The 25,431-nt window shown below is 71.3% G+C and carries 16 protein-coding genes; 9 read left to right on the top strand and 7 right to left on the bottom strand.

Annotated features, from left to right (window positions below; genetic code table 11):
• Nucleotides 1-19: 19 nt before the first annotated feature.
• On the bottom strand, nt 20-1,981 hold the full coding sequence (asnB, locus tag CO540_RS29450; protein WP_099164432.1) for an asparagine synthase (glutamine-hydrolyzing): 1,962 nt from the start codon (nt 1,979-1,981) through the stop codon (nt 20-22).
• Between the two features lie 112 nt (nt 1,982-2,093).
• Between asnB and CO540_RS29445 the strand changes: the two genes are divergently transcribed.
• The 3 genes from CO540_RS29445 to CO540_RS29435 all read left to right on the top strand — a co-directional run bounded on the left by CO540_RS29445 (nt 2,094) and on the right by CO540_RS29435 (nt 7,958).
• A complete protein-coding gene (locus CO540_RS29445; protein WP_099164431.1) occupies nt 2,094-3,569 on the top strand; it encodes an aminopeptidase P family protein in 1,476 nt (491 codons plus the stop codon).
• A 224-nt stretch (nt 3,570-3,793) separates the two neighbouring features.
• The gene (locus tag CO540_RS29440; protein ID WP_099164430.1) at nt 3,794-5,539 is read left to right on the top strand and encodes a hypothetical protein; all 1,746 of its coding nucleotides are present in this window, start codon (nt 3,794-3,796) and stop codon (nt 5,537-5,539) included.
• Nucleotides 5,540-6,020: 481 nt separating this feature from the next.
• Entirely contained in the window at nt 6,021-7,958 is a 1,938-nt protein-coding gene (locus CO540_RS29435) for a hypothetical protein (RefSeq protein WP_099164429.1), read from the top strand.
• 68 nt (nt 7,959-8,026) lie between these two features.
• On the opposite strand, the gene pulA is transcribed toward CO540_RS29435, so the two are convergent.
• Both pulA and CO540_RS29425 read right to left on the bottom strand, forming a co-directional pair.
• Nucleotides 8,027-13,525 (bottom strand): pullulanase-type alpha-1,6-glucosidase, encoded by a 5,499-nt coding sequence (gene pulA / locus CO540_RS29430; protein ID WP_099164428.1) that lies wholly within the window; start codon nt 13,523-13,525, stop codon nt 8,027-8,029.
• A 128-nt stretch (nt 13,526-13,653) separates the two neighbouring features.
• Nucleotides 13,654-14,340, bottom strand: coding sequence for a cellulose binding domain-containing protein (locus tag CO540_RS29425; protein ID WP_099164427.1), 687 nt, complete (start codon nt 14,338-14,340; stop codon nt 13,654-13,656).
• Nucleotides 14,341-14,486: 146 nt separating this feature from the next.
• Here CO540_RS29425 and CO540_RS29420 point away from each other — a divergent pair, with 146 nt between their 5' ends.
• Complete coding sequence (locus CO540_RS29420; RefSeq protein ID WP_253866275.1) at nt 14,487-15,092, top strand: GNAT family N-acetyltransferase; 606 nt, start codon at nt 14,487-14,489, stop codon at nt 15,090-15,092.
• A gap of 37 nt (nt 15,093-15,129) precedes the next feature.
• Here the strand turns inward: CO540_RS29420 and CO540_RS29415 are convergent, their stop codons facing one another.
• Nucleotides 15,130-15,783, bottom strand: a complete 654-nt coding sequence (locus tag CO540_RS29415) for a GPP34 family phosphoprotein (RefSeq protein ID WP_099164425.1) — start codon at nt 15,781-15,783, stop codon at nt 15,130-15,132.
• 198 nt (nt 15,784-15,981) lie between these two features.
• Here CO540_RS29415 and CO540_RS29410 point away from each other — a divergent pair, with 198 nt between their 5' ends.
• Nucleotides 15,982-17,490, top strand: a complete 1,509-nt coding sequence (locus CO540_RS29410; protein WP_099164424.1) for an APC family permease — start codon at nt 15,982-15,984, stop codon at nt 17,488-17,490.
• Between the two features lie 70 nt (nt 17,491-17,560).
• On the opposite strand, the gene CO540_RS29405 is transcribed toward CO540_RS29410, so the two are convergent.
• Together CO540_RS29405 and CO540_RS29400 are read right to left on the bottom strand one after the other, a co-directional pair.
• The gene (locus tag CO540_RS29405; protein WP_091573452.1) at nt 17,561-17,950 is read right to left on the bottom strand and encodes a hypothetical protein; all 390 of its coding nucleotides are present in this window, start codon (nt 17,948-17,950) and stop codon (nt 17,561-17,563) included.
• 40 nt (nt 17,951-17,990) lie between these two features.
• The gene (locus CO540_RS29400; protein WP_099164423.1) at nt 17,991-18,686 is read right to left on the bottom strand and encodes a hypothetical protein; all 696 of its coding nucleotides are present in this window, start codon (nt 18,684-18,686) and stop codon (nt 17,991-17,993) included.
• Between the two features lie 19 nt (nt 18,687-18,705).
• Between CO540_RS29400 and CO540_RS30510 the strand changes: the two genes are divergently transcribed.
• The 3 genes from CO540_RS30510 (at nt 18,706) to CO540_RS29390 (ending at nt 21,345) form a co-directional block, all read left to right on the top strand.
• Nucleotides 18,706-18,876, top strand: a complete 171-nt coding sequence (locus CO540_RS30510) for a hypothetical protein (RefSeq protein WP_172967964.1) — start codon at nt 18,706-18,708, stop codon at nt 18,874-18,876.
• A 44-nt stretch (nt 18,877-18,920) separates the two neighbouring features.
• Nucleotides 18,921-19,733 carry a hypothetical protein gene (locus CO540_RS29395; RefSeq protein WP_099164422.1) on the top strand — a complete coding sequence of 271 codons (813 nt, stop codon included), beginning with the start codon at nt 18,921-18,923 and terminating at the stop codon, nt 19,731-19,733.
• 964 nt (nt 19,734-20,697) lie between these two features.
• On the top strand, nt 20,698-21,345 hold the full coding sequence (locus tag CO540_RS29390; protein WP_099164421.1) for a C39 family peptidase: 648 nt from the start codon (nt 20,698-20,700) through the stop codon (nt 21,343-21,345).
• 50 nt (nt 21,346-21,395) lie between these two features.
• Here the strand turns inward: CO540_RS29390 and CO540_RS29385 are convergent, their stop codons facing one another.
• Entirely contained in the window at nt 21,396-22,049 is a 654-nt protein-coding gene (locus tag CO540_RS29385) for a DedA family protein (protein ID WP_099164420.1), read from the bottom strand.
• A gap of 224 nt (nt 22,050-22,273) precedes the next feature.
• Between CO540_RS29385 and CO540_RS29380 the strand changes: the two genes are divergently transcribed.
• The gene (locus tag CO540_RS29380; protein WP_091573447.1) at nt 22,274-25,129 is read left to right on the top strand and encodes an aconitate hydratase; all 2,856 of its coding nucleotides are present in this window, start codon (nt 22,274-22,276) and stop codon (nt 25,127-25,129) included.
• Nucleotides 25,130-25,431: the final 302 nt, after the last annotated feature.

Here is a 25,431-nt window from a genome sequence, read left to right as displayed (position 1 = left end):
GCCCTTCACCGCGTACGGGTCAGCGCACCATGCTGCCGACGACCGGCTTGGTGAGCAGCGCGGACTGGTTGCGCTGGATGCCCGGGTCGAGCGTCTTCGCCACGAAGATCGCGTGCCAGATGCAGAAGATCAGCACGGTCCACACCTTGCGGGAGTGGTCGGCCTCCTCCCGCTTGTGCTCGTCCAGCAGCCGCAGCGCGTACGACAGGTCGACCAGGTCGCCCGCGCCGGAGGTGGACAGCACGTGCCGGGCCCACTCGTACATCTCGCCGCGCAGCCACACCCGGGTCGGGGTGGGGAAGCCCAGCTTCTTGCGGTTGACGATGGCCGGCGGCACCACGCCCTGCAGCGCCTGGCGCATGGCGTACTTGGTGGCCTCGGAGCGCGGCGGCAGCTTCAGGTCGACCGGGATGCCGGCGGCGACGTTGAACACCTCCCGGTCCAGGAACGGCACCCGGACCTCCAGCGAGTGCGCCATCGAGATCCGGTCGGCCTTGACCAGGATGTCGCCGCGCAGCCAGGTGTAGAGGTCGACGTACTGCATCTTGGTGACGTCGTCCAGCTCGGTGCACTCGGCGTAGATCGGCGCGGTGACGTCGGTGTAGCGCACCGAGGGGTCGTAGCGACGCAGCAGGTGCTGCTTCTCCTCCTCGGTGAACATCCGCGCGTTGCCGTAGTAGCGCTGCTCGATCGGGGTGGTGCCGCGCTCCAGGAAGCTCTTGCCCTTGACCCCCTGCGGGATGGCCTTGGAGACCGCCCGCAGCCCCTTCTGCACGCCGTCCGGCAGGCCGTTGACGGAGCTGAGCGAGAGCGGCTCGCGGTAGATCGTGTAGCCGCCGAAGAACTCGTCCGCGCCCTCGCCGGAGAGCACCACGGTGACGTGCTCGGCGGCCTTCTTCGCCACGAAGTAGAGCGGCACCAGGGCCGGGTCGGCGACCGGGTCGTCCAGGTGCCAGACGATCTTCGGCAGCGCGTCGATCATGTCCTGCGGCCCGATCTTGGTCGGGATGGTGGTCACGTCGAGGTGCCGGGCCGAGTCCTGGGCCACGTCGATCTCGGAGTAGCCGGGCACGTCGTAGCCGACGGTGAAGGTGAGGATGTTCGGGTTGAACTCGCGGGCCAGCGCCACCACCGCGGTCGAGTCGATGCCGCTGGACAGGAACGAGCCGACCGGCACGTCCGAGCGCATGTGCATCCGGACGCTCTCGCGCAGCGTCTCCCGGATCTCGTGGTAGAGCTTCTGCTCGTCGGAGACGGGCGCCGGACGGAACACCGGCCGGTACCAGCGGCGCACCTCGATCCGGCCGCCCGGGGTCCAGGTGAGGTACTCCCCCGACCCGATCCGGCTGATCCCCTTGTGCAGCGTGCCCGGCTCCGGGACGTACTGCAGGGTCAGGTAGTGGCTCAGGTTGGCGGTGTCGATGCCGGCGTCGCCCTGGTAGGCGGAGTGCGCGAACGGCAGCAGCGCCTTCTTCTCCGAGGCCAGGTAGAGGCCGTCCTGAGTCTCCAGGTAGTGCAGCGGCTTGATGCCGAAGTAGTCCCGGGCGCCGAAGGCCCGCCGCTCCTGCCGGTCCCAGATCACGAACGCGAACATGCCGCGCAGCTTGGTGAGCACCTGCTCACCCCAGTAGTGGTAGCCGGCGACGATCACCTCGCCGTCGCCGTTCGTGGCGAACTGGGCCCCGTGGTCGCGGATCAGCTCGTCCCGCAGCTCGATGTAGTTGTAGATCTCGCCGTTGAAGGTGAGCAGGTAGCGGCCGCCGGCGTAGGGCAGGGGCTCGTGGCTGAGCGCCACGTCGATGATGGCCAGGCGCTTGTGCGCGAACACGCCGTCCGCGTACCGGCCGGAGGCGTCGCCGACCACCTCGACCCCGGTCTCGTCCGGGCCACGGTGGTGCAGGCACTCCAGTGCGCCGGCGATGTGGTCGCGGTGGGCGGCGGCGTCGCCGCGCGCGCTGAAGAAGGCCAGGAGTCCGCACATGGGGGCCATCTTTCCACGCGCCGGAAGCCACCGTCGCGGCACCGCAGGCACCTCCCGCTCCCGTGCGCGCGGTACCGTCTGGACCAGCGACGAGGCGCAGGGAGGGCGGATCATGGCCGAGGAGCGGACGCAGCAGGGCAAGCCGGCGGACGGCACGGAGTCGCACGACCCGGACTTCCCGGAGGCGTTCCTGTCGTTCATGCGGCAGGGCTGGCGGGACACCGAGCTGTCGGTCACCCCGAGGCCCGAGGTGCCCAACCACGCCAAGCGACGGGCCGCGCTGGCCGAGGCCTTCCCGGGCGAGACGCTGGTCATCCCCACCGGCACCGAGAAGGTACGCGCCAACGACACCGACCACCGGTTCCGGCCGGGCAGCGACTTCGCCTACCTGACCGGCGACCTGGAGCCCGACAGCGTCCTCGTGCTGCGGCCGGGCGGCGAGGCGACACTGTTCATGCGGCCCCGCTCGTCCCGGGCGACCGACGAGTTCTTCCGCAGCCGCCACGGCGAGCTGTGGGTGGGCCGGCGGCCGACGCTGCGGGAGAAGTCGACCGAGCTGGGCCTGCCGACGGCCGACCTGAGCGAGCTGGACGCGGCGCTGGCCGACCTGGCCCCGGGGCGTACCCGGGTGTTGCGCGGCTTCGACGCCCGGGTGGACGCCGCGGTGCGCCGGTACGACGGGCCACGCGCCGAGGGCCAACCGGGCCGCGACCGGGAGCTGGCCATCGCCATCTCGGAGCTGAAGCTGGTCAAGGACGAGTGGGAGATCGCGCAGCTCCAGGAGGCGTGCGACGCCACCGTGCGGGGCTTCGAGGACGTGGCCCGCGCGCTGCCGGCCGACCGGGCGGTCTCCGAGCGGCTGCTGGAGGGCGTCTTCGCCCTGCGCGCCCGGCACGACGGCAACGACGTGGGCTACGGCTCGATCGTCGGGGCCGGCGAGCACGCCACGATCCTGCACTGGGTGCACAACCACGGCGCCACCCGTCCGGGTGATCTGCTGCTGATGGACATGGGCGTGGAGAACCGCAACCTCTACACCGCCGACGTGACCCGGGTGCTGCCGGTCGACGGCCGGTTCACCCCGTTGCAGCGCCAGGTCTACGACGCCGTGTACGCCGCCCAGCAGGCCGGCATCGACATGTGCAAGCCGGGGGTGGGCTTCCGCGACGTGCACCTGGCCTCGATGCGGGTGCTGGCCGAGGCGCTGAAGGACCTCGGCCTGCTGCCGGTGAGCGTGGACGAGGCGATGGACCCGGCCTCCACGGTCTACCGCCGGTGGACGCTGCACGGCACCAGCCACATGCTCGGCATCGACGTGCACGACTGTGCCAACGCGCGCAAGGAGACCTACCGCGACGGCCCGCTCGGCGAGGGCTACGTGCTCACCGTCGAGCCGGGGCTCTACTTCCAGCCGGAGGACGAGCTGGTCCCCGAGGAGCTGCGGGGCATCGGCGTGCGGATCGAGGACGACATCCTGGTCACCGCCGACGGTCCGGTGAACCTCTCGGCCGGGCTGCCGCGCCGCTCGGACGAGGTGGAGACCTGGCTGGCCGAGCAGCGTGAGGCGGGGCCCCGCCTGCCCGGCTGAGCCTCCGGGCCGCGTTCCACGGCGGGCCCCACCACCGCAGGACGGTGGTGGGGCCCGCCTTTTGCGCCTTCAAGGTCCGAATGCGGGCTTTTTTCGGATACGTCTGCCTCGCGAGGAACCTTCTCATACGGTGTCGAACAGAGGCTACAACCGGTTTGTAGCTGGTCGCCCGGCCTGGGGCGGTGCGACCCGTTTGGGAAGAACCGAAAGGGCGGAAGGCTCTCATGTCCAACGACGTAACGACACCCGACGGCGGGGCCCCGACGGGCACCCCGCCGACGAGCAGGCGGCGGGCGCTCTGGGTCGCCACCGGCGTGGCCGGGCTGACCGGCGTCGTCGGTCTGGCGGCGCTGGGTGGCCTCGCCGCTCGGGACGACAAGTCCGGCGGCACGGAGCCGGTGGCGGACAACCACGCCGCGGCGCCGCAGCACTCCGACAAGGACTCCCGCGAGGAAGGCAAGGGCGACGAGCACGGCAAGGACCATGGCCAAGAAGGCCGCGAGTGGGGTGACAAGGGTGACCACGGCAAGGTCCGCGAGGTGCCCTGCGACGACGACGCCCTGGTCGACGCCCTCGACCTGACCAACCGGGACCACGGCGGCACCCTGAAGCTGGCCGAGAACTGCACCTACGAGGTCGGCGTCAAGGACCGCAAGTTCGGCGCCGCCCTGCCCGAGATCAAGCAGGACGTCACCATCAAGGGCAACGGCTCCACCATCAAGCGCGACGCCGAGGACACCTTCCGGATCTTCCGCGTCGTCGACGGCGGCGCCCTGACCCTCAAGGACCTCACCGTCAAGGGCGGCAACGCCAACGAGTTCAAGTACGGCGGCGGACAGGGACCGGCTCCGGCCAACGGCGCCCCGACCGACGGGGCGGCGCTCACGCCGATGGCGTCGGGCCCGATGGGTGGGGACGAGAAGCGGGGCGAGGGTGACGGCGGCGCGCTGCTGGTCGAGCGCGGCGGCAAGGCCCACCTGTCCCAGGTCAAGCTCACCCACAACAACGCCGAGGGCAACGGCGGCGCGATCGCCAACTACGGCCGCGTCTGGGTCGAGGACAGCAAGGTCTACGACAACCACGCCCAGGGCGACGGCGGCGGCATCTTCAACCAGGGCGTCCTCAAGGTCGAAGAGTCCCACGTCGACGACAACACCGCCGGCGGCAACGGCGGCGGCATCGCCAACGGCAACGGCGAGCAGCACGGCGGGCACGGTCCGGCCGACGTCGCCGGCGCCGAAGCGGAGAAGGACGCCAAGGGCGGCCACGACAAGCACCACGCCGGCACGGTCGAGATCATCGGGGCGCACGAGGGCAAGGACGCCTCCCTGAGCACGCTGAGCCACAACCGCGCCGGCAGGAACGGCGGCGGCCTGTTCAGCAGCGGCGGCTTCGTCACGGTCTCCTTCACCGCGATCGGCGGCAACACCGCCTGCGGGAACGGCGGTGGTGTCTACGCCGAGAACACCGACCTCGACCTCGACAAGGTGCACGTCGCCGGGAACCACGCCGACGGCAACGGCGGCGGCGTGGTCGTCACCGGGGGCAAGCACTGGGCCGGGAAGGACAACGGCGACGCGGGCGCCACGATCTCGGACAGCGTCATCGTCGACAACACCGCCAACCGCTTCGGCGGCGGCATCTTCAACGGCGAGTGGCTCGTCAAGATCGAGGACGGCTTCCTCACCCGCGAACACGACGAGGACGACAACGCCACCCTCACCATCCGCGACACCCTGGTCAAGGGCAACACCGCCCTCAACGGCGGCGGCATCTTCAACAACAAGGCGAAGATCACCCTCACCAAGACCCACGTCACCAAGAACACCGCCACCGACTCCAGCAAGCTGCACCGCGTCGCCGGCGGCGTCCTCAACAACGAAGGACACGTCAAGCTCGACGACGAGTCCCTCATCAGCAACAACGACCCCACCAACTGCGCCAACACCGTCGAGGACTGCTTCAACTGAACCACCACATAACCGCCGGAGCTCTCCTCCCGCCACCGCGGCGGGAGGAGGGCTCCGGACCCGGCATCGCTGTCGCGGTTCGTGCCCTGTGGGGTCAGCCCGGTGACCTCGACGCCGCTGGGCGTGTCGCGGCGGCTTGCCGGACGCATCACGAACGATATGACTCCTGGTCATAGGTATGACTGAGCGGTATATCGCTCTCCGGCCCTCATGTCCGCCGCCCGCCGCTCGCCTCCCGACCCGACCGTCACCACCTCCCGCCCCGCCCGTCCCGGCGCGGTGTCCCCGGCCGGGGCCTCCCGTACCTGCTGCGTCGGCGCGACCCACCCGCACCCTTATGCGGGTTTTTTTCGTATATGGCCACGAGGCGAAGAAGGCTCTCATACGGTCGTGTTCAGCAGCTACAACCGATTTGTAGCGAAGGCCGCCTCGCTGTGGCGAAGCGACCTTGTCAGGTACAAGGAGAGGGCAGAGAGCTCCGATGTCCAACTACCTTCGCAATAACGATGACGCCACCCGCGAGACCGTTTCCCCGCTCCGGCGCCGCCGGCTCTGGCTCGCCACCGGCGTCGTGGGCCTGACCGGAGCGGTCAGCCTCGCCGGCGTGGCCTACGCGACGACCGGGGTCACCGGTCCGCACCGGCTCGCCGACGTGAAGTGGTCGACCGCGCAGCAGCTCAGCGACGACGCCCACGGCGACGACGAGGGCGGGTACGGCGAGGACGAGTACGGCCGGGACGAGCACGGCAAGGACGGCAAGGACCGTGGCCAGGAAGGCCGCGCCAAGGGCGAGTGGGGCGAGTGGGGTGACAAGGGCGACCACGGCAAGGTCCGTGACGTGCCCTGCGACGACGACGCCCTGGTCGACGCCCTCGACCTGACCAACCGGGACCACGGCGGCACCCTGAAGCTGGCCGAGAACTGCACCTACGAGGTCGGCGTCAAGGACCGCAAGTTCGGCGCCGCCCTGCCCGAGATCAAGCAGGACGTCACCATCAAGGGCAACGGCTCCACCATCAAGCGCGACGCCGAGGACACCTTCCGGATCTTCCGCGTCGTCGACGGCGGCGCCCTGACCCTCAAGGACCTCACCGTCAAGGGCGGCAACGCCAACGAGTTCAAGTACGGCGGCGGACAGGGACCGGCTCCGGCCAACGGCGCCCCGACCGACGGGGCGGCGCTCACGCCGGCCCAGCCGGCCGCCCCGGCCGCTCCCGCGGTCGCGGGGGCTCAGGCCGCCACCGCGGCGCAGGCCGCCACGGCGCCGGCGCAGGCCGCTCCGATGGCGGCGGCCGCTCCGGTGGTCGCAGCCGCTCCGGTGGCCGCAGCAGCTCCGGTGGCCGTGGCCGCACCGGTCGCGGACGCGCCGGGCAAGGAGGAGAAGCGGGGCGAGGGTGACGGCGGCGCGCTGCTGGTCGAGCGCGGCGGCAAGGCCCACCTGTCCCAGGTCAAGCTCACCCACAACAACGCCGAGGGCAACGGCGGCGCGATCGCCAACTACGGCCGCGTCTGGGTCGAGGACAGCAAGGTCTACGACAACCACGCCCAGGGCGACGGCGGCGGCATCTTCAACCAGGGCGTCCTCAAGGTCGAAGAGTCCCACGTCGACGACAACACCGCCGGCGGCAACGGCGGCGGCATCGCCAACGGCAACGGCCTGTCCGGCAAGCACGACGCCGAAGCCTCTTCGCTCAAGGGCTACGACCCGAAGGGCAAGCACGACGAGGCCGGCACGGTCGAGATCATCGGCTCCGACCACGGCAAGGACGGCGTCAAGTCCACCCTGTCGCACAACCGCGCCGGCAAGAACGGCGGCGGCCTGTTCAGCAGCGGCGGCACCGTCACCGTCTCCTTCACCGCGATCACCGACAACACCGCCTGCGAGAACGGCGGTGGCGTCTACGCCGAGAACACCGACCTCGACCTCGACAAGGTCCACGTCGCCAAGAACCACGCCGACGGCAACGGCGGCGGTGTGGTGGTGACCGGCGGGAAGCACTGGGGCTACCCCAACAACAAGGACGAGGCCAGCGCCACCATCTCGGACAGCGTCATCGTCGACAACACCGCCAACCGCTTCGGCGGCGGCATCTTCAACGGCGAGTGGCTCGTCAAGATCGAGGACGGCTTCCTCACCCGCGAACACGACGAGGACGACAACGCCACCCTCACCATCCGCGACACCCTGGTCAAGGGCAACACCGCCCTCAACGGCGGCGGCATCTTCAACAACAAGGCGAAGATCACCCTCACCAAGACCCACGTCACCAAGAACACCGCCACCGACTCCAGCAAGCTGCACCGCGTCGCCGGCGGCGTCCTCAACAACGAAGGACACGTCAAGCTCGACGACGAGTCCCTCATCAGCAACAACGACCCCACCAACTGCGCCAACACCGTCGAGGACTGCTTCAACTGACCTGACGGTCCCGGGGTACGGACCGGCCCCCCTGCCACGAGTGGCAGGGGGGCCGGTCCGCCGGTGGATCAGCTCTGGACGAAGACCGCCACGCTGCGCGCCGGCACCGTGAAGGTGCCGCCGGCCCGGTCGAACGAGGCCGTCCGCAGCGCCGGATCGGCCGAGTCGCGCAGCACCGGGTGCAGCGCCACGGTCGCCCCCCGCAGACCGCTCACGGTCTGCTTCGCCGTCTCCGGGGTGGCGTTGAAGACGACGGTCACCGACTTCCACTTCCCGTCCAGCCCGCGGGCGTCCAGGGTCATGGTCAGCACGCCCGGGGTCTCCTTCTCCCCGGACAGCGGGAACGCGACCCGCTTCTGCACCTGCGCGGCGGTGGACAGGCCGAACACCGGCGAGGAGCGCCGGACCCGCAGCAGCTCCGCGTACCGGGCGTCGGCCAGCTCGACCGCCGCGCAGTCCGGCACCAGCTTCGGATCGGCCAGCAGCGGCTTCGCGTACGGCCACTTGTCCTTGTTGTCCTGCTCCGGCGGCAGGCCGGCGCCGAACCCGTTGCCCTGGGCGCAGTCCCAGCGGATCTGGTTGAACCAGTCACCGGAGTTGTACGAGTTGCGGTCCAGCGACTTCGAGCGCAGCCGCTCCGAGCCGGCCGTCACGAACCCGGTGCCCTGCCCGAGCGCGGTGGTGGCCAGCGCCAGCACCTGCATCCGCGCCCGGTCCTGCGCCGAGGTCCCCTGCGGCAGCTTGTACGCCAGCGCGTCGTAGAGGATCTCGTTGTCGTGCGCGTCAACGTACGTGACCGCCTCGCCCGGTGCTGCCGTGTAGCCGGCCGGGGAGCCGTTGTAGTCGACCTGGGCGCCGGTGACCGTCTTCCCGGCGGAGTCGGTGAACCGGTAGTCACGCAGGTTGCCGGTCAGGCCCACCTTGATCAGGTCGTGGCCGTGCAGCAGCCGGGCCTTCTGCTCGGCCGCCGAGCCGTTCACGGCGTCCCCGTTCGGGTCGGTGAACAGGCCGGAGGCGAAGCCCTGCACGCGCGGGTTGGCGTCGAACGGACCGCCGCCGCGCACCGCGTCGCGGAGCCGGTCGTTGAACGTGCCGACCCCGGTGCCGGCCATGTTGGCCTGGGTGGCCTGGACGAACCGGGCGTCGTTGGCGACCTCGCCGAAGTTCCAACCCTCGCCGTAGAGCAGGATCTTCCGGCCGTCCACCCCGTCGCGGGCGAGCGTGAGCTTGTCCAGCGCGGCCCGCACGGCCAGGATGTTCGCCTTCGGGTGGTGACCCATCAGGTCGAACCGGAAGCCGTCCACCTTGTACGCCTTGGCCCAGGTGACCAGCGAGTCCACCACGAGCTTGCCCATCATGGCGTGCTCCGGGGCGGTGTTGGCGCAGCAGGTCGAGTTGGCGACCGCGCCGTCGTCCAGCAGCCGGTGGTAGTAGCCGGGCACCACCTGGTCGAGCACCGACTTCGGGTCGGTCCCCGCGGCCGAGGTGTGGTTGTAGACCACGTCCATGACCACCCGCAGGCCGGCCTGGTTCACCCCGGCGACCATCTGCCGGAACTCGGTGGTGCGCTTCGCGCCGCTCGGGTCGACCGCGTAGCCGCCCTCCGGGACGGTGTAGTGCAGCGGGTCGTACCCCCAGTTGTAGCCGTCGGTCTCGGCCACCGCCGCGACGCACTTCTGCTGCTCCTCCGAGTCCGGCGGCAGCTTCGCCAGATCGCAGGCGGGCCGGGCCTGGTCGGCCCGCTTCTCCGGGATGGTGGCGAAGTCGAACGCGGGCAGCAGGTGCAGGTAGTTCACCCCGGCGTCGCCGAGCGCCCGCAGGTGCGTCATCCCGGCGGTCCTCGGGTCGGTGAAGGCGAGGTAGGTGCCCCGCTTCTCCGCCGGGACCGTGCTGTCGGCGATGGAGAAGTCGCGCACCGACAGCTCGGAGATCTGCGCCTTGGAGGCGGGCGCCGCCGCGGGCTTGCGCAGCTTCGACCAGCCGGCCGGCGCCAGGGCCGGGTCGCTCAGGTCGACGATCTGGCTGTGCGTCGAGTTCGGCGCGAGCGCCACCGAGTACGGGTCGGTCACCGACGCGGTGACCACCTTCTGCGCCGCCGGCTGCCAGGCCTCGACCTGGTAGCGGTAGTAGCGGCCGGTCCACGCCCTGGTGCCGCGCACCGACCAGACGCCGGTGCGGTCGTTGCGGCTCATCGCCACCGTGCTCGGCTGCGCCGTCGGCGAGTCGAACAGCTGCAGCGACACCTTCCGCGCGGTCGGCGCCCACACGGCCAGGGTGGGCACCCGGCCGGCGAACGTCGGGCCGAGCTTCGCCCCGGTGGCCGCCGCGTAGACGTCGTCGAGCACGCCCGGGATCTGCACCCCGGTGGCGCCGAGCAGGGCGCCCTCGGCGTCCCGCTCGGTGACCACGAGCTGCCCGCGCAGCGCCGCCGGCACCTTGGCCAGGTCGGCGCGGTCCAGCGTGAACGCGCGATAGGTCCAGAGCTGGGGGTACGCCTGCCGTTGCGCCTCGGTCAGCCCGTTGCGCTGCGCCCGCAGCGGCAGCGTGGTGTACGTGCCGGTCAGCTCGCCGTCGGCGATGCCGAGGCCGCCGGCCGGGGCGGCGACCAGCGCGTACCGCTTGCCGTCGGTCGGTCCGGTGGCCCAGGCGACGGTGGACCGGTCGATCCACTGCGCCTTCTGCTTGGTCAGGTCGAGGTCCTTGGCGGCGCCGGTGGTGGCGGCCGGCAGCAGCCGACCCTTGACCCCCGCCAGCAACCAGACCTCGTGCCCGACGGCGGTCAGGTCGAGCCGCTGGTCGTCCGGCTGGTCCTTCTCGTCGCCACGGTGAATGATGTAGCTCAGCCCGGTCGCGCCGGCGGCGAGGGGCACCCGGAACACCGCGCCGTACGCGTCGATCTTCTCCGGCTTGAGCGGGGCGGCCCAGTCGGTCGGGTTGGCCGCGCCGTCCCACAGGTGCAGGCCCCAGCCGTCGTAGTTGCCATCGGCCTTGCGCCAGTGGATGACCGCGGTGCCCTGGTCGACCGGCGGGTCGGGCTCGCCGGTGGCGGCCTGCCGGGTCGGGTAGAGCGTCGGGTCGCCCTGCTTCACCCAGACCTCGCCGGTCTGGGTCACGTCGATGGTGCGGTCGTTCGCCACGTCCTTGTTGCCGTCTTTGTCGACCACGAGGAAGCCGACCGACTTCGCACCCGGCTTGAGCTTCACCCAGGCGAACCGGCCGTACGAGTCCTCACCGGCGAACGGCTGCCCCTTGGGCCACTCGGTGGCGTACGCCGGGTCGATGTCGCCCCAGGTGTAGAGCCCCCAGTCGTCGTACCCGCCGGCCGGGCGCTGGTAGTGCACGATCGCCCAGTCCCGGGACGCGCCCTGGGCCGGCGTGCCGACGGTGCCGGTGGTGCGGGCGGTGGCGGTCCGGCCCTTGCCGTCGCGGACCACCGCCTTGTACTCGACCTTCGTGCCGCCGGCCAGGCCGGTCAGGTCGTGGTGGACCGTGTACGGGGCCCGGTCGGCGGTGCCCAGCAGCGTCCACTTGCCGCCGGGGACCCGGGCGGCGAACGTGACGGTGGCCAGCGGGTCACCCTCGACCTGGGCGGTGATCGCGGTCCGGGTGGGGACCGGCGCGTCACCCGGCTCGGTGAGCGTGATCCGCGGGGCCGCGCCGGCCGCCGGGATGGCCCGGTCGGCCTTGAGCACCACTGCCGACATCGCCGGCACGGTGAGGCTCAGCTTGCCGTCGCCGCCGGCCGTGGTGGTGGCGGCGCCGCCGTACACGCCGGTGAAGCGGCTGCCGGCCGACCACGTGTCCACGGTGACAGTCTGCGGGGTCGAGGCGTTGTTCACCGCCGCGACGTACTCCACCCGATCGGACGGAAGGACGCGGGAGAACGCGAAGACGCCCGGGCCGTCGGCGGCGTGGCGGGTGACCTGGACGCCGTCGCGCAGCGCCGGGTGCGCCGCCCGCAGCTTGCCCAGCTCGGCGATGGTCCGGTAGAGCGGGTGCCGGGTGTCGTACTGGTCGGCGGCGTGGGTGCGGGTGGTGCCGATCAGGTCGTCGTCGAGGTAGTCCGCGGTGCGCGAGGCGAACATGTCCTGGCGGGCGTCCTTGTCGCCGCCGGGGCCGGTGAAGCCCTGCTCGTCGCCGGAGTAGACCACCGGCTGGCCTCGGGTGAGGAACATCAGCTGGTGGGCGAGCTGGTCGCGGCGCAGTTGGGCGGCGTCGTCACCGCCGGCCGCGGCGATGAACGAGCCGATCCGGCCCATGTCGTGGTTGCCGAGGAACGTGGTCAGCCGGTTCGCGTTCGTGTCGCGGGCGGAGTAGAGGTCGTCCTTGGCGTACACGTCGGCGAGCGCCTTGGCCGAGCCGTCCGCGGCGGTGTAGCCGCGCGCGGCCTCCTGGAACGAGAAGTCGAGCGTGGCGGGCAGGCCGCCCTGCCGCACGTAGGTCGACTCGATCTCCTGGTCGGCGCTGTAGACCTCGCCGAACATGAAGAAGTCCTTCTTGCCGGCCTTCGCCGCGTAGGCGTCGATGCCCCGGGTGAACTGCGGCCAGAAGTCGAGGTTGGCGTGCTTGACCGTGTCCAGGCGGAAGCCGTCGACGCCGGCCTTCCCGATCCACTGGCCGTAGATGTCGGTCATGCCGCGCACCACCTCGGGACGCTCGGTCCACAGGTCGTCGAGGCCGAAGAAGTCGCCGTACTCGCTGTTCTCACCGGCGAAGGTGGAGTCGCCGCGGTTGTGGTACATGGTCGGGTCGTTGAGCCACGCCGGGACCTTGACCTTCGCGTCGGCCGGGCTGGCGAACGTCGGGGTGTACGGGAACGACGTCGAGTTCACCGCGGGGAACTTCCGCGTGCCGTCGGCGTAGTTGCGGTCCTCGAAGGCGCGCCCCCGCGTGTCCGTGTACGGCGCGGTCTTCTTGTCCACGTAGCCGTACTTGTCCTCGGCGTACCGGATGATGTCGGCGGTGTGGTTGACGATGATGTCGAGGTAGACCTTGATCCCGCGCCGGTGCGCCAGGTCCACCAGCTTCTTCAGCTCCGCGTTGGTGCCGAAGTGCGGGTCGACCTGGGTGAAGTCGGTGATCCAGTAGCCGTGGTAGCCGGCCGAGACGTCGGCGCCGGTGCCCTGCACCGGCCGGTTCTTGAAGATCGGCGCCAGCCAGATGGCGGTGGTGCCCATCCCCTGGATGTAGTCCATCTTGTCGATGACGCCCTTGAGGTCACCGCCGTGGTAGAAGCCCTTGTCCTTCGGGTCCAGGCCGGTGGCGAGCCGGTCGCCGCGGAGGCCGCCGGTGTCGTTGCGCTTGTCGCCGTTGGCGAAGCGGTCCGGCAGCACGAAGTAGAACTGCTCCGCCTTGGCGGTGGTCCGGCCGGCCTTGAGCAGCGTGTCGGCGGACGGTTCGCGGTCCCACTGCGGGGCGTTCCCGGCCGCGAGCACGTCGGGGGTGGTGGCGCGGTCGGTGCCGTCGGCGTTCAGCTGGTGGAGGGCCACCGGAACGCCGACGAGAGTGAGTACGAGGGAGGAGACCAGGGCGAGCAGCGCCTTGGGGGATATCGGCGGCGGTTTCATCGACGGCCTTTCTCTGGTCGCTGATTCGCCCGCACGCTAGCCCTTGCCGAAACATTCTGCAATACCTTGCAAACGATGCTGCAACAAAGCAGTCATCTTGCAAGCGAGGTGCCGGCGTCGCCGCCCGATCAGAGCCCGGCGCAGGTCACGCCGTCGACCGTGCAGCTCGCCGGACGGAGGCCCGCCCGTTCGATGTGGAACTGCACCGGCACCGACGCGCCCGCGGCCAGGTCGACACCGCTGCGGTAGGTGAACACGTCGTCGGCAAAGCCGAACGTGCCCTGCTCGGCGCCCTGCACCCAGGCCGTGACCAGCCGGCCCCCGGGGAACGTCAGCCGCACCGTCCAACCCCGCGCCGCGGCTCCGGTGTTGACCAGCCGCACCTCGCCGATGAAACCGCCGTCGAAGCTGCTCACCACCGCGTACCGGCCGGTCACGGCGGACGGCGGGGCCGGCGGCGGAGGCGGCGGGGCGGGTCGGCCGCCGGCGCGCGGGCTGCTCGTCGGCGCGACCGGCGTCGGCGCGGCGGGCAGCACGGTCGACCGCGGGGACAGCCCCGGGACCACGGGCCGCGCGGCGGTGCTCGACGGGGCGGCCGGGCCGCCGGACGGGGTGGGCGGGGACGACGGCAGCCCCGGCAGCGACATCACCGGGTCCGACGGCGCGGCCGCCGGGAACGTCCGCCGGCCCCGCACCGAGCCGAGCGCCACCACCAGCAGCACCACCATCACGATGACCCCGATCGCGACCAGGACCCAGGGCGACGAGGTGATGGCGGCCCCGGGCGAGGAGCCGGGGCGACGCGTACGGGACATGGTCCTCCGTTCGGCGGGCCGGGCCAGCGTAGCCACGGAGACCGGGGTACGGCGAGCGGTCCGCGGGGTCTGCCGCGCGACGGCAGGCACCTGATACGTTGCACGCCGATCAATGACCACAATGGCTCGTGCAGCCGGCAGGACGGGTGGCAGTGACTCAGTGGCAGGGCAACATCCGGCGAGCGTCCACGCAGGACGCCGCCGTCGTGACCGCAATCCTCGCCGAGGCGTTCATGCGCGACCCGGTGAGCGGCTGGATCTTCCCGGCCGACGACCACCGCGCGCGGGTGCACCCCGCGTTCTTCGGGCCGTTCGTCGCCCTCGCGCTGCGGACCGGTGAGGTCCACGTCGCCGGCGACGGTCTGGGCGCCACGCTCTGGCTGCCGGTCGGAGGCGACCACGCTGAGGACGAGGGTGAGGAGCTCGCCGACCTGGAGAGCGCGATCGGGCCGGAGGCGATGAAGCGCTTCGGCGTGCTCGACGAGCTGATGGCCGCCAACCACCCCGGCGAGCCGCACTGGTACCTGCCGTTCATCGGCGTGCACCCCGACCACCACGGCAGGGGTGTCGGATCGGCGTTGCTGCGCGACCGGCTGGCCGAGCTGGACCGGTCCGGCACCGCCGCGTACCTGGAGGCCAGCACTCCGCGCAACGCCGCGCTCTACGAGCGGCTCGGTTTCCGGCGCCGTCCGGTGACGCTGGACCTGCCCGAGGGACCCAGCCTCTACCCGATGTGGCGCGACCCCGCCTGAGCGGGGCGGTCCCGCCCCGGCCCGTCGGGGCGGGACCTCAGCGGCGTACCGTCGTGGTGCTGGCGTCGAGCGCGCCGACCACGGCGGCGAGCAGCCCGTCGAGCTGCGCCGGCAGGAACCGCCGGCAGTCCCGCATCCGGCCGCCCACTTGCGGGTCGAAGATGTGCGCGGCGAGCCCGACCGCCTCGGCGAGGCTGGCCAGCAGCAGCGTGCCCGGGTCCAGCTCGGCCGGGGACGAGTGCATCAGCATGGCGGTCAGCCGCACCCGGGGCGAGGCCGCCTGGTTCGGGTCGATGGCCGGCCAGCGGACCGACCGGCCGATGAGCTTGCCCTGCTCGCGTCGCAGGACGCCGGCGGTGACCAGCCGGGTGCCGACCCGCTCGTTGATGTTGAGCTGGGTGCGCAGGTAGCGGATCCACAGCCGGGCCGGATGCGCGCCCTCACGACGCAGGATCTCGGTGATCAGCAGATCGGTCAGCGGCTCCTGCCACAACCGTGGGTCGACCGCGGCGATGCCGCCACCGTCGAGCGCGATCCGCCCCTCGAACATCAGCTCGGCGAGCGCGGCACCGGCCAGCCCGCACTCCAGCCGGTCGACGGCGACGTGCGGCTTACCGGTGAACTCGTCGTGTCCGATGAGGAACAGCGCATCGGCGAGCCGGTACGTGGCTTGTGCCCCGGGGTAGGTCATGGTCCATCCTCGAACGGTGGCCGTGATCGTCGACACGGGACGGTACGGCATGACCACGCACAGCTCAATTCCGGTCGCACGCGCGCGCCCCAATCGATATCGAAGTGGGGTTGTGACGATCCGTGATCACCAATACCCTGCCTGAGGCTGTTCCGAAGTAGACACCCCTACCCCCTCACCCCCTCCCCTGGAGAAGCCTTGTCCTCCGATCCGTTCTTCTCCGACGGTGGGCTGCGCCGTGGCCGTCTCGGCACCGCCCATCTCGTCTTCTTCACCGTCGCCGCGTCGGCCCCGCTGACCGTTCTCGGCGGCGGCGTCACCACCATGTACGCCGTCAGCGGCAACATCGGCGCCGCGCTCGGCTTCCTGCTGCTCGCCGCCGTCCTCGCGGTCTTCGCCACCGGCTACGCCGCGATGAGCCGGTACGTCGCCAACGCCGGCGCGTTCTACGCGTACATCGCCAACGGCCTCGGCCGGGCCGGCGGGGTGGCCGGCTCGGCGGTCGCGTTGGCCGCGTACAACGCCATCCAGATCGGCCTCTACGGGCTGCTCGGCGCCATCGTCTCCGACTTCATGTCGGCCAAGGCCGGGCTGGACCTGGCCTGGTGGGTCTGGGCGCTGCTGGCCTGGGTCTTCATCGGCCTGCTCGGCGTGCTGCGCATCGACCTCAACGCGAGCGTGCTGGCGGTGCTGCTCGTCCTCGAGTGCATCGTGGTGCTGATCTTCGACCTGGTCGCGTTCGCCCACCCGGCCGGCGGCAGCGTCACCACCGCCGGCATCAGCCCCGGGCAGTTGTTCGGGGCCGGGTTCGGCGCCGTGCTCGCCTTCACCATCGCCTCCTTCACCGGCTTCGAGAGCGGCGCCATCTACAGCGAGGAGGTGAAGGACCCGCGGCGCACGGTGGCCCGCGCCACCTACATCGCGGTCGCCTTCACCGGTCTGTTCTACGCCTTCTCCGCCTGGGCGCTGACCGTGCTCACCGGGCCGGAGAACGCGCCGCAGGCCAGCGGCGAGGCCGGGCCGGGCGTCGTCTTCGGCGCCCTCGACCAGTACACCGGCGCGGTCGTCGCGGACATCGCCAACGTCCTGTTCATCACCAGCGTGCTCGCCGCCCTGCTGTCGTTCCACAACGGCGTCGCCCGCTACCTGTTCGCGCTGGGCCGGGAGAACGTCCTGCCCCGCTTCCTCGGCGCCACCTCCAGCCGCAGCGGCGCTCCGGTCGCGGGCTCGCTGGTGCAGAGCGTGCTGGCCGTGGTCGTCTTCCTGACGTTCGCGGTCACCGGCCGGGACCCGGTCATCGACCTGTTCACCTGGCTGTCCGGCTCGGCCGCGGTCGGTGTCGTGCTGCTGATGACGCTCACCTCCGCCGCCGTCGTCGGCTTCTTCCGGGGCCGCTCCGGCCCGGAGACGCTGTGGCAGCGGGCGATCGCCCCGGCGCTCGGCACGGTCCTGCTCACCGCCGTGCTGCTGGTGCTGCTGTTCAACTTCGACGCGCTGCTCGCGCCGGACACCGCGAGCTACCTCAAGTGGCTGCTGCCGGCGATCCCGGTGATCGCCGGTGCGCTCGGCCTGATCTGGGGCGCGGTGCTGCGGACCAGCCGGCCGGACACCTACCGCCGGATCGGCCAGGTGACCGAGGAGGGCCTGCACGAGCCGGGCCTGCACTCGGCGCCCGAGGCCGACCACTGGGTCGGCAGCCGCCGCTGACAAGTAAGGAGGGGCCCCTTCTTAACGCATGCGGTAGAGGAGGGGCCCCCGCTTAACACCCGGGGGCGGTTCAGGCGGTGCGGATGACGGTGCAGATCACCGGGCCCTCGTCGGTGGTCCGCAGCACGTAGCGGTAGCGCTCGCCCGGCACCGCGCCACCCTGGCTGTCCAGGAACTCCCACCGCACCGCCACCTCGGTGAGCAGCGCCGACACCTGCTGCACGTCCTCGATCTGGGCGTTCGCGGCGACCAGTTCCCGCTCCTGGTAGTCGGGTGCGGCGCCGACGAAGCTCAGCGCCACGGCGGCCGGTGAGGTGAACGAGAAGCTGTAGGTGTCGGCGACCACCAGCCCGGGCAGGGCGTAGCAGCCGGCGATGGCCGGCACGTCGGCGGTGGTCAGTGCCACGCCGTACCGGTCGAAGAAGTCGGTCAGCGTGTCGAGGTCGGTGGAAGCCGTCACGAGGCTCCTCATTACCGGCCGGCCGACCGGGCAAACCTGGTCAGCGGGGTGGGATGCGCACCTCGATCTCGGCGCCGAGCTGCGCGCCGCCGGTCAGGGCCAGGTCGTCGCCGCTCCAGAACCGCCCCGGGTCGTACCAGTTGGGGCGCCGGCCGGCGGGCAGCAGCCCCATCGCCTCGTAGGTCACCGCGACCACCTCCGCGCAGTACGCCGTCTCCAGCGCCCGGTCGCGGCCGGAGGTCCGGCCACCCTCGGTCGACCCGCTCCCGTCCGTCGGCAGGCCCCCGTCCGGGGTGGACGGACGGCGGCGGGGGTGCGGCACCCGACCCCGGGCCCAGCGCCAGGCGAGCTGCGCCGTCGACGGGAAGGGCGTTCCGTCGAGGCGGGCCACGGTACGCAGTACCGCCTCCTCCATCGCGGCGTCGACCGGCGGTTCGAGCTGACGCAGCCAGCCCCGCTGGCCGTAGCGGTTGGCCCAGACGCAGACCGCGTCGCGCAGGTCATGTAGTTGCACGCCGCGCTGGTGCGTGCCGGTCCACATGTCCGGCAGCGAGCGGCCCAGCTCCGCGTGCCACATCAACGGCGGCATGTCGTCCAGCACCACCGCCATGCCCACGTGGTTGACCGGGCTGTTGGTGGTGAACTGGATGGCCCGATCGGGCACGCTGCGTCCGCGGAACACCCACAGGTCGCCGGTGCGGGTCAGCTCCACGGCCTCGTCCAGGCTGATGCTCATGGAGGACTACCCTAAGCCGATGCGGCAACGAGTGCGGTGGTGGAAGCTGCTCGGCCTGGCCGGTCTCGCCGGCGTCGCGGCGACGGGCGTGGTGGTGGCCCGGGCGGAACGACGGCGGCGGGCGTACACGCCGGAGGAGATCCGGGACCGGCTGCGCGAGCGGCACGCGAAGGCTTCTTCCTCCTCCTGACTGGAGGGTTACGGGCGGCGGTGACCTGCCCTATCATCGGTGCGATGGGAAACAGTTTCTGGGAGACACAGTTTATTCTCGATCCGCCGGCCGCCCCGGTCGAGCGGCACGGCGACGTCGACCTGCACCTGCCCGCCGGCGACGGCCCTCACCCGGGGGTCGTGGTGGTGCACGGCGTTCCCGGGCCTCCGGAGGCGCCGGACGCCCGGGACTGGCCGCTCTACCGCGGCTACGGCGCCCTGCTCGCCGACCGAGGCGCGGTCGTCGCGATCCCCCGGCTCGCCGTGGCGAGCCCCGACGACCTGACCACCGTCGCCACCCGCGTCGTCGACGCCGCCGCCCTGCTTCGGGCCGATCCCCGCGTCGACAGCGACCGGTTGGCAGTGTGGTTCTTCTCCGGCGCGGGCCTGCTGCTCGGCGACTGGCTGCGCGACCCGCCCCGTTGGCTGCGCGGCCTCGCCGCTACGTACCCGCTGCTGGCACCCCTGCCCGAATGGCCCCCGATCGACCGGCGTTTCCACCCGCTCGACGCCCTCACCCCGCCCACTCCCACTCCCCCCGCAGCCGACGCCATCGGACCGGCGGGCGCGGTCGGCGCGGCGGGCACGGGCTCGGCCGGTGTGGTTTCCGCCGCCGGCGCTTCGCCGACGCTCGTGCTGACCCGGGTCGGGCGGGACCGACCCGAGGTCGCCTCCACCGTCGCGGCGTTCACCGCCGCCGCCGAGCGACAGGGTTGGCCGATGCGCGTGGTGGACGTACCGAACGGACGGCACGGATTCGACGCTCTGGACCACACCGAGGAATCCCGGACTGCCGTCCGCTCCGCCCGAGATGCCCTGCTCGACCTGCTCACCTGACGTCCCGATCCATGACGCCGAGGTGGCGGCGACACGGCGGGGTCTCGTCGCGGCGACGCGGCTGGTGTCGGGTGCCGACCCTCGGGTGGGACGCCCGGGGTGACCTGGGCCGGCTGTCGGTGCGTCGGACCGTGACATTCGCGTGTCCGCCACCCGGCCGCTGAACGCGAACGATGCCGGGCCGGTGGCTCGGTCGCCGCCCGCGCCCAGGACGGGTCGGCCACAGCCCGCGCCCGCAGCACTCGCCTCCGCAACGCCTTTCGAGCTGATATCAGAAACGACTCGGGGCGCCGGTGCCCGCCCGCTCCGGGAACGCGTGAGTCGCTGACGGCATCAGCTCGAAAGGCACCGTGACCGCGGTGACCGTGTCGAAGAACGGCACGTCGAGGGCGTCGCCCGGCCCGTGCCGGGTCCACCAGACGCCCCCGTCCGTGGCGCCCGCCGGCCCGATGCCAACTGCGCCGGCTGGGGTGAGCCGCCGCCTCGCCTCAGCATCGCTCCCCTGCGAGACACCCGAGATCGGTAGGAAACGGCCCCGATCGGGGCCGTTTCCTACCGAGATTTCGCGACCGCCGACCAGAAGCCGGCGTCGGCGCGGACAGCGTCGACGGCGATGTGACCCGTGATGTCCGGTTCGGGCGAGCCGCCGCGTGCGGGGCTGCGTGCCATGAGCCGTTTGTCCGGTTCGGCCGTGGTCGGCGCCACCGTGAGCGTGGAATCGGTGCCGGGGGTCAGGCGTTGTACCGGCTAGACCGCGCGCCCCCCGACCATCGCGTCGGCAGGCCAGGCCCCGGTCGGAATGACCGGCCCCCGCCGGTGGTTACATCCCCCTTGAGCCGCCCGTGCAGGCCACCCGCTGGCCGCCGGACAGGCGCCCCCGGGCCGCCGGGCTTTCAGACTTCCCCCTCTTCGCACGGCACCCCCGTGCCGTGTCCCCCCACCCCCCCCCTTGGGAGGCACCATCATGGCTACCACCCTGCTGCGTAAGACCGTCCTGACCGCTGCCGGTATCGCCGCGACCGCCGGTGGCATCGCCGGCCCCGCGATCGCCGCCCACGCCAGCCCGGCCGAGAAGACCACCACCATGGCCGCCAAGAGCGGACACGGTGAGCGGGAACTCGACGTGCGCTACGAAGCCCAGCCCAACTTCTACTACTGCGGCCCCGCCGCCGCCCGCAACGCCATCAGCGTCCTGGGCAAGAACATCGACGTCGACGCCATGGCCCGCGAAATGGGCACCACCGAAGCCGGCACCAACAGCATCAACGACATCACCCCCGTCCTGAACAAGGAAACCGGCAAGCCCTACCGCTCCGTCGAAATCAAGAGCGCTAAGGCCGACGACAAGCAGACCGACACCCTGCGCACCGACATCATGCGCACCATCGACGACGGCCGCGCCATCGTCGCCAACATCGCCGGCACCGCCACCGACACCGACGGCACCACCCACTCCTTCGAAGGCGGCCACTACATCAGCGTCATCGGCTACCGCGACAACGGCACCACCGTCACCATCGCCGACAGCGCCAACCCCAACACCGCCACCTACCGGATGAGCATCGACAACCTCGCCGACTGGATCGCCACCCGCGGCTACAGCACCAGCTGACCCACCAACACGGCAAAGGGCCCGACCCCACCACGGGGCCGGGCCCTTTCTCAGCGTTCCGTCGCCCCGACCGGCTCGGCCTGGTCGGGCGTCTCGACCGGGCCCAGCCGCTTCGCGCGGCGGCGCAGCCACGCGGTGCTGACCAGGCCGGCCAGCACGGCGAGCACCAGCCCGGCCCAGGAGATGTCCTTGAGCCAGTGCTCGGCGGCCCGCCCGACGGAGAACAACAGGTAGGTGGTGCCGAACGCCCAGACCAGACCGCCGGCCGCGTTCGCCACCAGGAACCGCCGGTACGGCACGTGCAGCGCCCCGGCCAGCGGGCCGGCGAGGATGCGCAGCAGCGCGACGAACCGCCCGAAGAAGACCGCCCAGACACCGTGACGGGCGAAGCTCTGCTCGGCGCGGGCCAGGTGCGCCGGGCCGAGGTGCTTGGGGAAGCGCCGACCCAGCCGTTCGAGCAGCGGCCGGCCGCCGCGGCGGCCCACCGCGTACCCGATGGAGTCGCCGACGATCGCGCCGGTCGCGGCGGCGATGGCCACCCACTCGGGCTGGACCACCCCGGCGGCGGCGAGCAGGGCGGAGCTGACCAGCACGATCTCGCCGGGCAGTGGGATGCCCATGCTCTCGACGCCGATCACCCCGCCCACGATCAGGTAGATCACGCCCGGGGGTAGCGCGGAGAGCCAGTGCTGCACGTCGACCACACGCCGACCCTACCCGCGCGACGTCGCCTCCCGAGGGCCCGAAGGACACGTGTGGACCCGTCGCCGGCCGGGAGCCCTCCGCGTCCCGCACGCTGGCACGAGGTTGCGCGAATAGCAAGACGGACGTACGGTTTTGTAGAGACCGACGTAGGTAAGTGTCGCCTAAGCACGGCGGCGCCCCGGTCGGTGCGACAAACTGCTCAGGACTACTCACGGTCGCTGGTGTGAAGGAGTACGACGTGGCGAGCCTCGACACCTTCGGTGCGAAGACCCAGCTACGCGTCGGAGACGCGAGCTACGAGATTTTCAGGATCGACAAGGTGGAGGGCCACGATCGGCTGCCCTACAGCTTGAAGATCCTGCTGGAGAACCTGCTGCGGACCGAGGACGGCGCGAACATCACCGCCGACCACATCCAGCAGCTCGGCGCGTGGGACCCCACCGCCGACCCGAGCGTGGAGATCCAGTTCACCCCGGCCCGGGTGCTGATGCAGGACTTCACCGGTGTGCCCTGCGTCGTCGACCTGGCCACCATGCGCGAGGCGGTCCGCGACCTCGGCGGCGACGCCACCAAGGTGAACCCGCTCGCCCCGGCCGAGCTGGTCATCGACCACTCCGTCATCGCCGACCTGTTCGGCCGCGAGGACGCCTTCGAGCGCAACGTCGAGCTGGAGTACGAGCGCAACAAGGAGCGCTACCAGTTCCTGCGCTGGGGCCAGACCGCGTTCAACGAGTTCAAGGTCGTCCCGCCGGGCACCGGCATCGTGCACCAGGTCAACATCGAGTACCTGGCCCGTACGATCATGGAGCGCAACGGCCAGGCGTACCCGGACACGGTCGTCGGCACCGACTCGCACACCACCATGGTCAACGGCCTGGGCGTGCTGGGTTGGGGCGTCGGTGGCATCGAGGCCGAGGCCGCGATGCTCGGCCAGCCGGTCAGCATGCTGATCCCGCGCGTCGTCGGCTTCAAGCTCTCCGGCGAGATGCCGGCCGGCACCACCGCCACCGACCTGGTGCTCACCATCACCGAGATGCTGCGGAAGCACGGCGTGGTCGGCAAGTTCGTCGAGTTCTACGGCCCGGGCGTGAGCGCGGTGCCGCTGGCCAACCGCGCCACCATCGGCAACATGTCGCCGGAGTACGGCTCGACCGTGGCGATCTTCCCGATCGACGCCGAGACCGTCCGCTACCTGGAGCTGACCGGCCGCGACGCGTCTCAGGTCGCGCTGGTCGAGGCGTACGCCAAGGAGCAGGGCCTCTGGCACGACCCGGCGCGCGAGCCGGAGTACTCGGAGCGCCTGGAGCTGGACCTCGGCACCATCGAGCCGTCCCTGGCCGGCCCGAAGCGCCCGCAGGACCGGGTGCCGCTGGGCAGCGCCAAGACGCTGTTCCGCTCGGCGCTGACCGACTACGTGGCCGCCGACGAGACCGGCGGCGACCCGGGTCGCAAGCCCGGCGTGCCGCAGCAGGAGAAGCCGTTCGGCACCGACGGCCCGGCCGACGAGGCCAGCGCCGAGTCCTTCCCGGCCAGCGATGCCCCGGCCAACGGCGTCAACGACCCGGCGGACGCGCCGCGCGACCTGGAGACCGCCGCCGTGGGCGCGGGCGGCCGGGCCACCAACCCGGTACGCGTGACCGGCGCCGACGGCGTCGAGTACGAGCTGGACCACGGCGCCGTGGTGATCGCGGCGATCACCTCCTGCACCAACACCTCGAACCCGCAGGTGATGATCGGCGCCGCGCTGCTGGCCCGCAACGCGGTGGAGAAGGGCCTGGCCCGCAAGCCGTGGGTGAAGACCACCCTGGCCCCGGGCTCGAAGGTCGTCATGGACTACTACGACCGCTCCGGCCTCACGCCGTACCTGGAGAAGCTCGGCTTCAACCTGGTCGGCTACGGCTGCACCACCTGCATCGGCAACTCCGGCCCGCTGCCGGAGGAGGTCTCCGCCGCCGTCAACGAGGGCGACCTGGCCGTCGTGTCGGTGCTGTCCGGCAACCGCAACTTCGAGGGCCGGATCAACCCGGACGTCAAGATGAACTACCTGGCGTCCCCGCCGCTGGTGGTCGCGTACGCGCTCGCCGGCACCATGGACATCGACCTGGCCAACGAGCCGATCGGTGAGGACTCGCAGGGCAACCCGGTGTACCTGCGGGAGATCTGGCCGAACACCGCCGAGATCCAGGACGTCATCGCCTCGGCGATCGGCGCGACCGGCTTCAGCTCCGCGTACGCCGACGTGTTCGCCGGCGACGAGCGCTGGCAGTCGCTGCCGACCCCGACCGGTGACACGTTCTCCTGGGACGGCGAGTCGACCTACGTGCGTAAGCCCCCGTACTTCGAGGGCATGCAGCAGCAGCCGACCCCGGTGCAGGACATCGCCGACGCGCGGGTGCTGGCGAAGCTGGGCGACTCGGTGACCACCGACCACATCTCCCCGGCCGGCTCGATCAAGGCGGACTCCCCCGCCGGCACGTACCTGGCCGAGCACGGCGTGGCCCGGCACGAGTTCAACTCGTACGGCTCCCGCCGAGGCAACCACGAGGTGATGATCCGGGGCACGTTCGCCAACATCCGGCTGCGCAACCAGCTCGTCCCGGGGGTGGAGGGTGGCTTCACGGTCAACCACCTCACCGGCGAGCAGTCCTCGATCTACGACGCCTCGATGGCCTACCAGGAGGCGGGCGTCCCGCTGGTCATCCTGGCCGGCAAGGAGTACGGCTCGGGTTCGTCGCGGGACTGGGCGGCCAAGGGCACCATGCTGCTGGGCGTGAAGGCGGTCATCGCCGAGTCGTACGAGCGGATCCACCGCTCGAACCTGATCGGCATGGGCGTGCTGCCGCTGCAGTTCCCGGTGGACACCACCGCCGAGTCGCTGGGCCTGACCGGCACGGAGACGTTCTCGATCAGCGGCGTCACCGCGCTGAACGACGGCGACACCCCGCGCACGGTGAAGGTCACCACCGACACCGGCGTGGAGTTCGACGCCGTGGTCCGCATCGACACGCCGGGTGAGGCGGACTACTACCGGCACGGCGGCATCCTGCAGTACGTGCTGCGCCGCATGATCGCCAGCTGAGTTCGGATGTAAGGAAGGGCCCCTTTTTAACAGCGAGCTGTTAAAAAGGGGCCCTTCCTCTACCCCAGGCGTTAATAGGGGGCCCTTCCTTACACCCTCAGCGCAGCCGGAGGGCGACGGCGCGTGCCTCGGAGTCAGGTGAGCGGCGGGAACCACAGGAAGCGCCGCACGATCGCGATCGGTCAGCGGCAGCACCACCCGGGGGTACGCCGATGTCGGTGTCGGTTCGGTCATGCCTCCACCATGCCGAGGGTGCCCGAACAATCACACAGCGTTGTGCAATCTTCTTCGGACGGTTCTCT

The organism is Micromonospora sp. WMMA2032, assembly GCF_002688545.1.
Classification (GTDB): Bacteria; Actinomycetota; Actinomycetes; order Mycobacteriales; family Micromonosporaceae; genus Micromonospora; species Micromonospora sediminicola.
This window is presented reverse-complemented; position numbering and strand designations above follow the sequence as displayed.